The organism is Faecalibacterium hattorii, assembly GCF_003287455.1.
Taxonomy (GTDB): Bacteria; Bacillota; Clostridia; order Oscillospirales; family Ruminococcaceae; genus Faecalibacterium; species Faecalibacterium hattorii.
In genome coordinates, this window is record NZ_PRLC01000011.1 from 80,395 (window position 1) to 94,631 (window position 14,237).

At 59.8% G+C, this 14,237-nt stretch carries 9 protein-coding genes and 1 tRNA gene; 9 read left to right on the forward strand and 1 reads right to left on the reverse strand.

The genetic code is table 11. The features are described 5' to 3' along the window. The first annotated feature begins 242 nt into the window (after positions 1 to 242). From C4N23_RS08875 to C4N23_RS08900, 6 genes are all read left to right on the forward strand, one after another. Complete coding sequence (locus tag C4N23_RS08875) at positions 243 to 4,172, forward strand: efflux RND transporter permease subunit (RefSeq protein WP_112145517.1); 3,930 nt, start codon at positions 243 to 245, stop codon at positions 4,170 to 4,172. Between the two features lie 380 nt (positions 4,173 to 4,552). Continuing rightward, positions 4,553 to 5,626: an aldose epimerase family protein gene (locus C4N23_RS08880; protein WP_097839550.1), complete on the forward strand. Its 1,074-nt coding sequence runs from the start codon at positions 4,553 to 4,555 to the stop codon at positions 5,624 to 5,626. 246 nt (positions 5,627 to 5,872) lie between these two features. After that, a complete protein-coding gene (gene galE / locus C4N23_RS08885) occupies positions 5,873 to 6,898 on the forward strand; it encodes a UDP-glucose 4-epimerase GalE (RefSeq protein ID WP_055189026.1) in 1,026 nt (341 codons plus the stop codon). A gap of 153 nt (positions 6,899 to 7,051) precedes the next feature. Further along, positions 7,052 to 9,397, forward strand: a complete 2,346-nt coding sequence (gene feoB, locus C4N23_RS08890) for a ferrous iron transport protein B (RefSeq protein WP_112145519.1) — start codon at positions 7,052 to 7,054, stop codon at positions 9,395 to 9,397. A 148-nt stretch (positions 9,398 to 9,545) separates the two neighbouring features. Next, positions 9,546 to 9,989: a MarR family winged helix-turn-helix transcriptional regulator gene (locus C4N23_RS08895; RefSeq protein WP_342587752.1), complete on the forward strand. Its 444-nt coding sequence runs from the start codon at positions 9,546 to 9,548 to the stop codon at positions 9,987 to 9,989. A 1-nt stretch (position 9,990) separates the two neighbouring features. Then, entirely contained in the window at positions 9,991 to 10,770 is a 780-nt protein-coding gene (locus C4N23_RS08900; RefSeq protein ID WP_055189020.1) for a sulfite exporter TauE/SafE family protein, read from the forward strand. A 188-nt stretch (positions 10,771 to 10,958) separates the two neighbouring features. Here the strand turns inward: C4N23_RS08900 and tig are convergent, their stop codons facing one another. Next, entirely contained in the window at positions 10,959 to 12,254 is a 1,296-nt protein-coding gene (gene tig / locus C4N23_RS08905; protein WP_112145521.1) for a trigger factor, read from the reverse strand. 185 nt (positions 12,255 to 12,439) lie between these two features. On the opposite strand from tig, the gene sdaAB reads away from it, so the two are divergent. The 3 genes from sdaAB to C4N23_RS08920 all read left to right on the forward strand — a co-directional run bounded on the left by sdaAB (position 12,440) and on the right by C4N23_RS08920 (position 14,218). Beyond that, positions 12,440 to 13,123, forward strand: a complete 684-nt coding sequence (gene sdaAB / locus C4N23_RS08910; protein WP_055189016.1) for an L-serine ammonia-lyase, iron-sulfur-dependent subunit beta — start codon at positions 12,440 to 12,442, stop codon at positions 13,121 to 13,123. Between the two features lie 3 nt (positions 13,124 to 13,126). Continuing rightward, positions 13,127 to 14,005, forward strand: a complete 879-nt coding sequence (sdaAA, locus tag C4N23_RS08915; protein ID WP_055189014.1) for an L-serine ammonia-lyase, iron-sulfur-dependent, subunit alpha — start codon at positions 13,127 to 13,129, stop codon at positions 14,003 to 14,005. 136 nt (positions 14,006 to 14,141) lie between these two features. Then, positions 14,142 to 14,218, forward strand: a tRNA-Arg gene (locus C4N23_RS08920). The last annotated feature ends 19 nt before the right edge of the window (positions 14,219 to 14,237 follow it).

The following is a 14,237-nucleotide window of genomic DNA, read 5'->3' on the forward strand; positions in this document are numbered from 1 at the left end:
AGCCTATAAATCCATTCTATCAAATAGTATAACATAATCCCGAAAATATTTCCACGGAATTGCAACAATCTTCGGCCCTGAACCGTATCTCCGGTGAAAACTGACTAAATTTTGCAAAAGATTCACCCGGCACTCTTGCAACCCCTCTGACCTCGTGTATAATAGGAATCATGGAAAACTCGCCCTTTTGAGGGCGCTTGCCGTGGAGCGCACGGCAAAAAGTAAGGAAATGGTAGGATATAATGGGAAAATTCAGTGTCAAAAAACCGTTCACGGTTCTGGTAGCTGTCATCATGGTGCTGATGCTGGGCTTCGTGTCCATCAGCAACATGCAGACCAACCTCTTACCGGACGTGAACACGCCGTACCTGATGGTGGTCACGGTGTATCCCGGTGCGAGCCCGGAGCGCGTGGAGAGCGAAGTCTCTGACGTCATGGAAAACGCGCTGGGCACCGTGGCAGGTGTGGAATCCATCACGGCCACCTCTGCGGAGAATTACAGCCTTCTGCTGATGCACTTCGCCGAGGGTACGGATATGAACAGCGCCTTGGTCAAGGTGTCGAACAAGGTGGACCAGACCACCTCCAGTCTGCCCAGCAGCTGTCTGTCGCCTTCGATCATTGAATACAGCCTGAACATGAACGCCTTTATGACCGTGGCCGTCAGCCGCGAGGGCAGCGATGTGTACGACCTGTCGGATTTCGTCAGCGATACCCTCGTGCCCTATGTGGAGCGCAAGGGCGGCGTGTCCAGCGTGTCCGCCAACGGCCTGATCGAGAAGATGGTGCAGGTCCAGCTCAGTCAGGAGAAGGTGGACGCCATCAACGAACGGCTGCTGGAAGTCATCGACGCCCGACTGGCCGATGCGCGGGCTCAGCTCGACGCCGCTGAGGCCCAGATCGAAGCCGGCCGTGCGGAGTACAACCGCCAGTTCAAGAACTTCAATAAGACTGTTTCCAACACCGTGATGCAGCAGTACAGCGGCGAGGTCGGCAATGCGGTGGAGACCGTCCGCAAACAGGCACAGGCCCTGCTGGACAGCGTCAACCAGCTCATCGCCGTGGTGCAGGAGCCGGAGATCCAACAGGCCCTGATCGACGTCCGGGACGGCTTGCAGCGCGTCATGGACAAGTTCAACGAGACGGGCATGAAGGACATCGACTCCCTGATCGAGATCGTGGCCGAGCTGCGCGAGATCACCGATAAGCTGACCACCGCCTTGCAGCAATTGCAGGAGCGCCTGAACACGGAGACCGGCACCGAGGGCAGCACCGCCACCGATCTGGTCGATGATCTGCAGGTGCAGCAGAGCCTGAGCACCGTTTACAACACCCTGAACGATGTCATTAAGGCTATGGACGATGTCCCCGGCCTGATGAGCACCTTCTCGGACGCCTTGGGCACCTATTCCCAGCAGCAGCTGGAAGCCTATATGAAGTTCACCGAGGCCCGCGAGACGCTGAACGAGTACGAAAAGCAGCTCGAAACCGCAAAGCAGACCTATGAGGACGCCAAGGAGAAGGCCATGGCCAGCTCCGACGTCTCCAAGATGCTGGATATCGACACGCTGGCGCAGCTCATCTACGCCCAGAACTTCTCGATGCCCGCCGGTTACGTCAAGGATTCCAGCGGCAAATCGTGGCTGCTGAAGGTTGGCGAGGAGTACGACAGCATCGACGATATCTCCGGTGCCCTGCTGCTCCATGTGGACGGCTTCGGCGATGTCCGCCTGTCGGACGTGGCCGATGTGGAGGTCATCGATAACGCCGAGGCCAGCTTCACCCGCCTGAACGGCGAGCGCGCGGCCGTGCTGAAAATCTACAAAGGCTCCAGCTCCAGCGCCAGCACCGTCTCGGACAACTGCCTGTCCGCGTTCAAGGAGCTGGAAGCTCAGTACGACGGCCTCCATGTAGTCGTTCTGTCCAACCAAGGCAACTATATCACCATCATCGTCAAGAGCATCCTCAGCAGCATGCTCATCGGCGCAGCATTGGCCATCATCGTGCTGGCTCTCTTCCTGCGGGACATCAAGCCCACCCTCGTGGTCGGCTTCAGCATCCCGCTGTCGGTCCTGTTCGCTGTGGTGCTGATGTACTTCACCGGCATGGACCTGAACGTCATGACGCTGGCCGGCCTGTCGCTGGGCATCGGTATGCTGGTGGATAACTCCATCGTCGTCATTGAAAACATCTACCGTCTGCGCAGCCGCGGCGTGCCCGCCGCCCGCGCGGCCGTGCAGGGCACAAAGCAGGTGGGCATGTCCATCGTGGCATCCACCCTCACTTCGGTCTGCGTCTTCCTGCCGGTCGTCTTCTCGTCCAGCCTCGTCAAGAGCCTGATGCAGCCCATGTCCCTGTGCATCGGCTACTGCCTGATGGCCTCTCTCCTCGTGGCCGTCACCGTTGTCCCGGCGGCTGCCTCCACCGTTCTGAAAAAGGCGGAGCCGAAGCAGCTCAAGTGGTTCGACAAGATCCAGAACAAGTACGCCAAGAGCTTGGAGTGGTGTTTTCAGCACCGCGCTCTGCCGCTGGTGGCAGCAGTGGCTTTGCTGGTCTTCTGCGGCTGGCGGGTTGTCTCCATGGGTGTGGAGCTGCTGCCCACCATCACCAGCAATGAGGCCATCGTCACCCTGACCACCACCAAGGACCTCAGCAAGGAGGACTCCTACGCCATTGCCGAAAAGGCCATCGACGCCATGCTGAACGTGGACAACGTGGAGGAAGTGGGCATTACCACCGACACCCGTGTGGCCGGCATGGATGTGGGCCAGTTGGGTCTGCCCAGCGCCATCACCGACCTGCTGAACGCCGCCAACAGCTACGGCACCTATCAGGTCAACGTCATGCTGAACGAGTCCCTCTCCTCCACCCAGATCGAAACGGCCCGTCAGGCGCTGGAAGATGCCCTCTCCGGCATTGAGGACTGCACCGCCACCGTCGAGATCAGCGGGATGCAGGAGCTGACCAGCCAGCTGGCCAGCGGCCTGAGCGTCAAGATCTATGGTGCGGATTCCGATACCTTGACCAAGCTCTCCGAGAAGGTCGTGGAGATCGTCAACGACACCGAGGGCTTTGCCAACGCCACCAACGGTCTGGGCAGCGGCGATGCCACCATCAATCTGCAGATCGACCGCGACAAGGTCCGCTCCTACGGCCTGACCGTTGCGCAGGTTTACCAGCAGATCGCCGCCAAGCTGGCCACCACCACCACGGCGCAGACCCCGGTCTCCGTGGACGGCAGAACCATGAGCGTGGAGATCAGCGACAACCTCGATCCCGTGACCAAGGAAAACATGATGGATATCACCTTTGAGACCTCTGTCATGTCCGCCGACGGCACCACCACCACCGGCACCTGTAAGCTGAGCGACATCGCAACGTGGGTCACCGGCAGTGCACCCAACTCCATCACCAGCCAGAACCAGACCCAGTACGTCACCGTTACAGCCAACACGCTGGACGGCTACAACACCACGGTTCAGGCCCGTGAGCTGGAAAAGAAGCTGGATGCCTTCGCCCTCTCCGACGAGATGCCGGAGGGCTGCTCCTTCTCCATGGGCGGCGAGTCCGACAGCGTCAACTACATGGTCAAGGAGATGGTGCAGTGGATGGGGCTGGCTCTGCCCTTCGTCTACCTCGTCATGGTGGCCCAGTTCCAGAGTCTGCTCTCCCCCTTCATCGTCCTGTTCACCGTGCCGCTGGCCTTCACCGGCGGTCTGCTGGGTCTGCTCCTCACTGGCCAGCAGCTGACCATGATCTCCCTGATGGGCTTCATCGTCCTGATGGGCACCGTCGTCAACAACGGCATCGTCTTCGTGGACTACACCAACCAGCTCCGAATGGGCGGCATGGAGCGCCGCGCGGCCCTCATCGCCACCGGCAAGACCCGTATGCGCCCCATCCTGATGACCACCCTGACCACCGTTCTGGCCATGCTGCAGCTCGTCTTCAGCAACGATATGGCCAGCCAGCTCATGAGCGGCATGGCCATCGTCATCATCTGCGGCCTGACCTATGCGACCATCATGACGCTGTATGTCGTGCCGCTGCTGTATGATCTGCTGTTCAAGAAGCCGCCGCTGAACATCGACGTTGGCAGCGATGACCTCGACGATATCCCCGACGATGCCGCCGAGTATATCGCCCAGTCCCACGCACAGCCGGAAGCATAATTCTCAGACGACAAAGCCGTCCACTTTGGAAGTGGGCGGTTTTTTGTTTCAACCTCTCAGTCTCGCTGACGCTCGCCAGCTCCCCTAATAAGGGGAGCCCTTGGCAAAACCGGAAACTCTACCTATACGCCAGAGCCTCCCCTACTAGGGGAGGTGGCATTGCGGAGCAATGACGGAGAGGTTGTACAGAGAAAAAACTGCCCTGCGCAAGCAAGGCGTGTTTTTACGTTGCAAAATGCCCAAAAAATATCTCGAAATATTGGCTGATAAATCTAAAAAGATGTCCACACAGGAGACGTAAACTGTGATATAATCATAATTATAAAGGATATAACCGAGAGTGTGGTATCCAATCATTTCGAAAAAGGAGGCGAAGCCCTATGGCACAGTTTCGCTCCAAGCCCTTTGGCGTGACCAAGAATGGCGAAAAGGTCAACGAGTACATCATGTCGAACCCCGGCGGGCTGGCGGTCAGTGTGCTGAATTACGGCTGCGTGATCAAAAACATCTTTGTTCCCACAAAACATGGGCCGGTGGATGTCGTGGTGGGCCACGACACCTTTGCCGACTATGAAAATGACTTCAATTCCTCCAGCAGTACCTGCTGCGGCGCATTTGTGGGGCGGTACGCCAACCGCATCGAGAACGCCGAGTTCAGCGTGGGCGGCAGAAAGTACCAGCTGGAACCGAACAACGGCAAAAACCACTTGCACGGCACCTTCCCCCGCAAAATTTACGACGTCAAGGCCTTCGGCGATACCCTGCTGCTGGAGACCGAGAGCCCGGCGGGCGAGGATGGTTTCCCCGGAAATCTGAAGATCTCGGTGCGCTACATCCTCACCGAGGACAACGCCCTGCGGATGGATTACCGCGTCTCCTCCGACGCCGACACCATCCTGAACCTGACGAATCACACCTACTTCAACCTCGACGGCGGCGGCGATGTGCTGAACCAGAAGCTGCGCATCTACGCTTCCCGCTATCTGGAGGGCAACAATGAGACCTGCCCCACCGGCAGCATCCTGCCCGTGGACAACACGCCGATGGATTTCCGGGCGGGCAAGGTCATCGGGCGGGACATCGATACCGGCTTTGCCCAGACCACCATGGTGGGCGGCGGCTATGACCACTGCTTCGTCATCGACCGGGGCCGCGGTGCCAGCCAGAGCCTCTGCGCGTGGGCGTCCAGCGATAAGACCGGCATCAGCATGAAGGTCTACACCACCCAGCCCGGCGTCCAGCTCTACACCGCCAACTTTTTGCAGGACTGCCCCTCTCCCGGCAAGGGCGGCGTCCCGATGCAGAAATATGGCGGCTTTGCGTTGGAGACCCAGCACTTCCCCTGCAGCCCTTCCCACCCGGAGTTCCCCTCCACGGTGCTGCGGGCCGGCAAGGTCTTCCGCGCCAACACCACCCTGCGCTTCTTCACGGGCAAGCAGTGCGGGAAATTATGAGCTTTGAGGGAGCTGCCGCTGCGGCTCCCTTTCCCTTTTCTCCCATTTGCACAAAGGGCCGCTTCTCTCCATGTAAAATCGGAGAAAAATCTTCTTAAATCAAAAAGTTGAATTTCGAAAAAGCAACAAAAATCCATCTTAATAAAATTCCAGATACTTGATTCTGCATCCAAAACGCGGTATTCTTTAGGCAGAGCGCGGGACAAGCCCGCATCGGTATTTTGGTGATAAGCGAGGTACTTTGCTATGGCAATTCTGGTTTCCGGCGGTGCCGGTTATATTGGCAGCCACACCTGCATCGAGCTGCTGAATGCGGGCTACGATGTCGTGGTGGCAGATAACTATTACAATGCTTCTCCGGTGGTGCTTGACCGTGTCAAGCAGATCACCGGCAAGGACTTCCGCTTCTACAACGCGGACATGACCAAGCATGAGGACGTGGAGAAGATCTTCACCGAGTGCCCGGACATCGACGCCGTCATCCAGTTCGCTGCCTATAAGGCTGTGGGCGAGAGCGTCTCCAAGCCCATCGAGTACTATTACAATAACCTGAACTGCACCCTCGTCATTCTGGATGTGATGCGCCGCCACAACTGCCACAACTTCGTGTTCAGCTCCTCGGCCACCGTCTACGGCGACCCGGCCTCCGTGCCCATCACCGAGGACTTCCCCGTGGGCAAGACCACCAACCCCTACGGCACCACCAAGGCCTTCACCGAGCGCATTCTGGAGGATGTCTGCAAGGCAGACCCGGAGCTGAACGTCGCCCTGCTGCGCTACTTTAACCCCATCGGTGCCCACAAGTCCGGCCTCATCGGCGAGGACCCCAACGGCATCCCCAACAACCTGATGCCCTACATCGCCAAGGTCGCCATCGGCAAGCTGGAAAAGGTCCATGTCTTCGGCAACGACTACCCCACCCCGGACGGCACCGGCGTGCGTGACTATATCCACGTCGTCGATCTGGCCCGCGGCCATGTCTGCGCCATCAAGAAGCTGGAGACCAAGTGCGGCCTCTTCATCTGCAACCTCGGCACCGGCCACGGCTACAGCGTGCTGGATGTCATCCACGCCTTCGAAAAGGCCTGCGGCAAGAAGCTCCCCTATGTCATCGACCCGCGCCGCCCCGGCGATATCGCCGAGTGCTACGCCGACCCCACCAAGGCCAAGAAGGAGCTGGGCTGGGTGGCTGAGTACGGCATCGAGGAGATGTGCGCCGATAGCTGGAATTGGCAGCAGAAAAACCCCGACGGCTACCACACCGTGAAGTAAAAAACCAAACAAAACGCAAGGCTCGCTTCGTCCGCTCCGCGCCGGATGAGGCGGGCTTTTTTCGTTTCCTGCCTTGACAACGCCGGGCAGTTAGCATATATTAAAACTGTTTCTATAGGCTAACAATTTGTCGAAATGGAAAGGCAGACTGCCATGACATTAAAAGAACTGAAGATCGGCGAAAGTGCCGTGATCGATACTGTTGGCGGGGAGGGTGCCCTGCGGCAGCATTTTTTGGATATGGGGCTGATCCCCGGCGAGCGGGTCACGCTGGTGAAATTTGCGCCCATGGGCGACCCGATGGAATTGCAGATCCATGGGTACGAGCTGACGCTGCGTCTGGACGATGCGGCCCGGATCGCAGTCACCCCGGCGGCGAGTGCCCCGGCCGCCGCCCATGCCCGGCGGGAAAGCAAAATGGTGGAGCATCCGGGTCTCGGCGAGGGCGGGCGCTACCACACCAAGAAAGGGGAACACCCGGTGCCGGAGGGCACGACCCTGACCTTTGCACTGGCGGGCAACCAGAACTGCGGCAAGACCACCCTGTTCAACCAGCTCACCGGCTCCAATCAGCATGTGGGCAATTTCCCCGGCGTGACGGTGGACCGGAAGAGCGGCGCCATCAAGGAGCACCCGGAGACCGAAGTCACCGATCTGCCCGGCATTTACTCCATGTCCCCTTACTCCAATGAGGAGATCGTGACCCGCCAGTTCATCATCGGGGAAAAGCCGACTGGCATCATCAATATCGTGGACGCCACGAACATCGAGCGCAACCTGTACCTGACCATGCAGCTGATGGAACTGGAGACCCCCATGGTGCTGGCTCTGAACATGATGGATGAGGTGCGCGGCAATGGCGGCACCATCCGCATCAACCAGATGGAAGCCATGCTGGGCATCCCGGTGGTTCCCATTTCCGCCGCCAAAAATGAGGGTGTCGATGAGCTGGTGGATCATGCCATCCATGTAGCAAAATATCAGGAGCGGCCGGGCCGGATGGATTTCTGCGGCGAAGAAGATCACGGCGGCGCGGTGCATCGCTGCATCCATGGCATCATCCACCTGATCGAGGATCATGCCAAAGCGGCGGGGATCCCGGTGCGGTTCGCAGCCACCAAGCTGGTGGAGGGCGATGCCCGCATTGAGCAGGCGCTGAAGCTCGACCAGAACGAAAAAGAAATGATCGAACACATCATCGTGCAGATGGAGCAGGAGCGCGGGCTGGATCGTGCCGCCGCCATCGCGGATATGCGGTTCCACTTCATTCACCAGTTGGTCGATCAGACCGTCGTGAAGCCTCACCAGAGCAAGGAGCAGCTCCGCAGCAGCAGGATCGACCAGTTCCTGACCGGAAAATATACGGCCATCCCGGCATTCGTGGGGATCATGGCGCTGGTGTTTTACCTTACCTTCGGGGTCATCGGCGCGGGGCTGCAGGGCTTGCTGGAGGTCGGCATCGATCGACTGACCGTCCTTGTGGACGACGCCCTGACGTATTGGAACGTCAACGAGGTCGTGCACTCCTTGGTCATCGACGGCATCTTCACCGGTGTGGGCAGCGTGCTGAGCTTTTTACCCATCATCGTGACCCTCTTCTTCTTCCTTTCTCTGCTGGAAGATACCGGCTACATGGCCCGCGTGGCCTTCGTAATGGACAAACTGCTCCGGCGCATCGGCCTTTCGGGCCGCAGCATCGTGCCGATGCTCATTGGCTTTGGCTGCACGGTTCCGGGCGTCATGGCCAGCCGTACCCTGCCCTCGGAGCGCGATCGCAAGATGACCATCCTGCTCACCCCGTTCATGAGCTGCTCGGCCAAGCTCCCCATCTATAGCTTGTTTGCCGTTACCTTCTTCCCGGACCACGCGGCGCTGGTCATGGTGGGGCTGTACTTCCTCGGCATCATCGTAGGCATCCTCGCGGCGTTTGCGCTCAAGGGGACCCTCTTCCGGGGCGAGGCTGTGCCCTTTGTGATGGAGCTGCCCAACTACCGCCTCCCCGGCTTGAAGAATGTCTGCCAGCTGCTCTGGGAAAAGGCGCGGGATTTCTTGGAGCGTGCCTTCACGGTGATCTTTATCGCGACCATCGTCATCTGGTTCTTGCAGAACTTCGATCCGCAGCTCAGCTTGACGGCGGACCCGCAGGAGAGCATTTTGGCGCTGGTGGCAAGCTGCATCGCGCCCCTCTTCGCGCCGCTGGGCTTCGCGGACTGGCGGGTATCCACGGCGCTGATCACCGGCTTCATGGCCAAGGAGAGTGTGGTTTCGACCCTGACCATTCTGTATGGTTCCTCGGCTGCGCTGGGGGCAGCGCTTTCCCCGGCGGCAGCGGCTCCCCTGCTGGTGTTCTGCTTGCTGTACACCCCCTGCATTGCGGCGGTGGCTTCCGTCAAACGGGAACTGGGCAGACGCTGGGCGGCCGTCATGGTGCTGAATCAGTGTGCTGTGGCGTGGGTTGCGGCCCTGATCGTGCGGCTCATCGCACTGGCGGTCTTCTGAACGAAGCTCTGATTTGAAAAGCAAACGCTCCTCTCTGCGCAGAAATCGGCGCGGAGAGGAGCGTTTTTTGCGTGTGAACGCTTGACAAACGGAGCGGTCCGTGCTAAAATACTTCAAAAATGAACAATTCAAAGATGGAGTGATAAAGATGCGAGAGATGAACCCCAGCATGGAGTTTGCGAATAAGACCGCCCTCGCCTACAGCGCCGTCTGCAAGCCGCTGTGTCAGGAACTGGGGCTGCCTCAGACTGCCTTCGACATCCTGCTGTTTCTGGCCAACAACCCGGCCTACAAAACGGCCAGCGACATCGTGGACGTCCGCCGCATCAAGGCGAACCTTGTCTCGGTGAACGTGGACAAGCTGGTGCAGGAGGGGCTGCTGGAGCGCCGCCCGGTCCCCGGCGACCGCCGCAAGACCGAGCTGCACTGCACCGAAATGGCGCAGCCCATCATCCAGCGCGGCCAAGCGCTGCAGGAAGCGTTTTTTGCACGGCTGATGCAGGGCATCGACCCGGCCCAGCTTCGGGCATTCTACGATACCATCGCGCGGATGGGTGAAAATCTGGATGCGATTCTGGAAGGAGATCTATAAAATGAATGTGTTGTTTACGATCGTTGTGACCTTTTTTGCCGGGATGGGCGCGGGCCTTGGCACCGGCTTTGCGGGGATGAGCGCCGCCGCCGTCATCAGCCCGATGCTCATCACCTTCCTCGGTATGGACCCGTATATGGCTGTCGGCATCGCCCTTTCGTCGGACGTGCTGGCCAGCGCAGTATCTGCCTACACCTACCATAAAAACAAGAATTTGGACGTCAAGAACGGCCTCATCATGATGGCAAGCGTGCTGCTGTTCACGGTGGTGGGCAGCTACATCGCCAGTCTGCTCCCCTCGGCCACCATGGGCAGCTTCTCGGTCTTCATGACCTTCCTGCTGGGCATCAAGTTCATCGTCCGCCCGGTCATGACCACCAAGGAGACCATGCAGGGCGTCTCCGCGAAAAAGCGTGCCGTCCAGTCCATTGTCTGCGGCGTGATCATCGGCCTGATCTGCGGCTTTGTCGGCGCGGGCGGCGGCATGATGATGCTCCTCATCCTGACCAGCGTGCTGGGCTACGAGCTGAAGACCGCCGTCGGCACCAGCGTTTTCATCATGGCCTTCACGGCCCTGACCGGCGCAGTCTCTCACTTCGCCATCGGCGGGATGCCGGACCTGTTCGTGCTGGCCCTCTGTGTGCTGTTCACCCTTCTCTGGGCCCGTATCGCAGCGGTGTTCGCCAATAAGGCCGACCCCAAGACCCTGAACCGTGCTACCGGCATCGTCCTCGTTGTGCTCGGCATCGTGGTCATGGGCTTCAACTTCCTGACAAAATAACCCGAAACGGAAAAAGACGACGCCTCTTCGGAAGCGTCGTCTTTTTTGCACAACAAGACCCCCGGAGACCTAGCACCTCTCCGGGGGTCGTTTTGCGTGTGTCGTATGCAATTTTGCAAACTTATTGCACCTTTAGCATATGCAATTCTGAAAAAAGTCAAGAGGTTCGCAAAAAATTCAAAAATGAGTTACTTTTCCTCGATGGTCGAATGCTCGATGACCCAATCGGCGGCGCGGCGGATGGCTTCGTTGCGCTGCATCAGGGGGACGTTCACATTGGCCTTGACCTCTTCGAGGGTCTTCTTGGTGCGGTCAGCGCGCTCCTGCAGGTTCTTGTCGATCTCCTCTTCGGTGGGAACGAGGTTTTCGTTCTGCGCGATCTGCAGCAGAGCCATCCGGGCGCGGGTGTTCTTCTCGGCGGCGGTGTGGACGTTGGCCGTGAAGTTCTCGCGGGTCTGGTGAATCTGGCTCAGGTAGCGGTCGAGGCTCAGCCGCTGCATCTGAAGCTGCTGCTGGATGTTCTCCATCTCATGCTGGTAGGTGCTCTCCACCAGAACGCTGGGCAGCTCGCCCTCGGCGGCGGCCGCCAGCTGGGTCAGGATCTGATCCTTGGCGCGGTTCAGGGCGCTGGAGTGCTTGCCGTCATACAGCTGCTTGCGGACCTGCTCCCGGAACTCCTCCATGGTGTCCACCTTGCCGACCTTCTTGGCGAAGTCGCTGTTCAGGGCGGGCAGCTGGCGGACGCAGACGTCCAGCAGCTTGATCTTGAAGACCGCGGGCTTGCCGGCCAGATCCTTCACGTGATAACGCACCGGGAAGTTGACCGTGATCTCGAACTCTTCGCCGCCCTTGTGGCCGAGGATGCCGTCCTCGAAACCGGGGATCATCCGGCCGCTGCCCAGCTGCAGGGTCTGGTTCTTGGCGGAGCCGCCCGCGAAGGCTTTGCCGTCCAGCAGACCTTCGTAGTCCATGTGGACGATGTTGCCTTTGACGGCGGGACCCTTGTGGGGTACCAGCTCGGCTGCAGCGGCGCGGCGGCGCTCCAGCACGGCGTCGATCTCCTTGTCGGTGACGGCCGGGGTGACGCACTCGACCTTGAAGCCGGTAGTCTGGGTCAAGGTCAGCTCCGGCTGCAGGGCAGTGGTGGCAGTGGCCACAAAGCCCTCGTCCTTCTTCACGCTGACCAGATCATAGCTGGGCTCGTCCACAGGCTTGAAGCCGTGTTCTTTCATGGCGGCGTCGTACAGAGCGGGCACGTCCTTGTCCATCAGGTCGTTGATGGCGTCATACCAGAAGGTGTGCTCGCCGCGGTCGGCTTCGATCTGAGCGCGGTCAGCCTCGCCCTTGGCAAAGCCTTTGATGGTGTAGGAAGCGCGGGTGCGCTCGTACACCGCGTTGGATGCGGTCTCCAACTCTTCAGCCGTTGCGCTGAAGGTCATTTTGCAGACACTCTTTTCGGGAGTTTCCACGCTTACCAGTTTCATAGAAATCGAACCTCCGTGTTGCCCCAAAAGGAGCGAATTCAAACATTAGTAAAGTTATTATAGCACAAGTGGGGCAAAAGCGGTATAATAAAAATGCAGAAAAAGTGCGAAGAGGATGGATTTTGCCGGTCCGGGCGGGCCGGAATGCAGGATTTTTGCGGGAAATACGAAAGGATGTGCATCGTATGCGCTTGTTTGACGTTCTGGGACCGGTGATGATCGGTCCCTCCTCCAGCCACACGGCGGGTGCAGCCAAGATCGGATATACGGCCCAGAAGCTTCTGGGTGACCTCCCGGTGGAGGCCGACATCGGCTTGTACGGCAGCTTTGCCACCACCGGCAAAGGCCACGGCACCGACCGTGCCTTGGTGGCCGGTCTGCTGGGCCTCCGCCCGGACGACCCCCGTCTGCCGGATAGCTTTGCGCTGGCCCAACAGCAGGGCATGAAGTTCCGTATCCATCCGGTCGAGCTCCGCTCAGGCCACCCGAATACCGCCGTCCTGACCCTAAAAAGCCGGACAGGCCGGGTCCTTTCCATGAAGGCGGCGTCGGTGGGCGGCGGACGTATCCGCGTCACCGAGATCGACGGCGTGCCCGCTGACTTTGGCGGCGACAGCAACACCCTGATCATTCACAATGAGGACACCCCCGGCTGCATCGCCGAGGTGACCGCTTCGCTGGCGATGCGGCGGATCAACATCGCCTCCATGCAGGTGTTCCGCGCGGGCACCGGAAGCTATGCCGTCATGGTGCTGGAATGCGATTCCCACATCCCGCACCCGCTGGTGCAGCAGCTGGCTGTGATGCCCGGCATCCTGAAGGTGACCTGCCTGAACGTTGACGAACCCGAAGAAAGTGCGGAGGAATGAGCCATGTCCTTTTTATCTTGTGAAGAAATGCTGGCGGCAGCCCGCACCCAAAAGATCTCGCTGGCCGAAGCAGTGCTGCGCAGCGACTTAGCCGAGAGCCGCCTGACCGAGGAGCAGAGCCGCCACACGATGCGGCATCTGTGGCACGTCATGGAAGCCACCAGCCGCGAGTATGACCCCGCTCAGCGCAGCCGGAGCGGCCTGTCCGGCGGCGACGCCGCCAAGGTGGAACAGGCCCACAAAGCGGGCAGGAGCTACGGCGGCGATTACCTTGCCGAGGTGACGGCGGAGGCCCTGAAGACCGCCGAGTGCAATGCCTGTATGAAGCGGATCGTCGCCGCCCCCACGGCGGGCAGCTGCGGCGTCCTCCCGGCGGTGCTGCTCCCCCTCGCCCGCGTGGGCGAGGCGGATGAGGATGCCATCTGCGAGGCCCTCTACGTGGCCGCTGGGTTTGGTCAGGTCATTGCAGCCCGCGCCACCCTTGCGGGCGCGGAGGGCGGCTGTCAGGCCGAGGTGGGTGCCGCCAGCGCCATGGCCGCTGCGGCCCTCTGCCACCTGAAGGGCGGCACGCCGGAGCAGTGTGCCGCGGCTGCCGCTATGGCGCTGGGCAACCTGCTGGGCCTCGTCTGCGACCCCGTGGCTGGTCTGGTGGAAGTCCCCTGCGTCAAGCGGAATGTTGTCGGCGCGGTGAACGCCGTCGCCTGCGCCAATATGGCGCTGGCGGGTGTGGACTACGCCATCCCCTGCGATGAGGTCATCGACGCCATGGGCCGCGTGGGCAGTCTGCTCTCCCCCGACCTCCGCGAGACCGGCCAAGGCGGCCTTGCCGCCACCCCCACCGGCGTCCGCATTGCGGAGCGTCTGGCTGAGAACGACGGCTGATGACCGGATAAACGAAAAGACGTACTTTTTTGAAGCGCTCGAAGAAAAACGAGAAATCACAGAAGATTTTTTCAAAAAACAGTTGACAAAACCCCGCCTGAGTGATAAAATACATCATGTTCCGACCGGAACGTATGCGTTGGTAGCTCAGCTGGATAGAGTGACTGACTACGAATCAGTAGGCCGGGGGTTCGAGTCCCTTCCATCGCACCAAAAAATGCCGTGAGATCGA

What these genes read in the sequence shown, in the direction of transcription:
- tig (WP_112145521.1), bottom strand. Translation starts at nt 12,254, where the DNA reads ATGAAACTGGTAAGCGTGGAAACTCCCGAAAAGAGTGTCTGCAAAATG.
- sdaAA (WP_055189014.1), top strand. Translation starts at nt 13,127, where the DNA reads ATGTCCTTTTTATCTTGTGAAGAAATGCTGGCGGCAGCCCGCACCCAA.
- feoB (WP_112145519.1), top strand. Translation starts at nt 7,052, where the DNA reads ATGACATTAAAAGAACTGAAGATCGGCGAAAGTGCCGTGATCGATACT.
- C4N23_RS08895 (WP_342587752.1), top strand. Translation starts at nt 9,546, where the DNA reads ATGCGAGAGATGAACCCCAGCATGGAGTTTGCGAATAAGACCGCCCTC.
- C4N23_RS08900 (WP_055189020.1), top strand. Translation starts at nt 9,991, where the DNA reads ATGAATGTGTTGTTTACGATCGTTGTGACCTTTTTTGCCGGGATGGGC.
- sdaAB (WP_055189016.1), top strand. Translation starts at nt 12,440, where the DNA reads ATGCGCTTGTTTGACGTTCTGGGACCGGTGATGATCGGTCCCTCCTCC.
- galE (WP_055189026.1), top strand. Translation starts at nt 5,873, where the DNA reads ATGGCAATTCTGGTTTCCGGCGGTGCCGGTTATATTGGCAGCCACACC.
- C4N23_RS08880 (WP_097839550.1), top strand. Translation starts at nt 4,553, where the DNA reads ATGGCACAGTTTCGCTCCAAGCCCTTTGGCGTGACCAAGAATGGCGAA.
- C4N23_RS08875 (WP_112145517.1), top strand. Translation starts at nt 243, where the DNA reads ATGGGAAAATTCAGTGTCAAAAAACCGTTCACGGTTCTGGTAGCTGTC.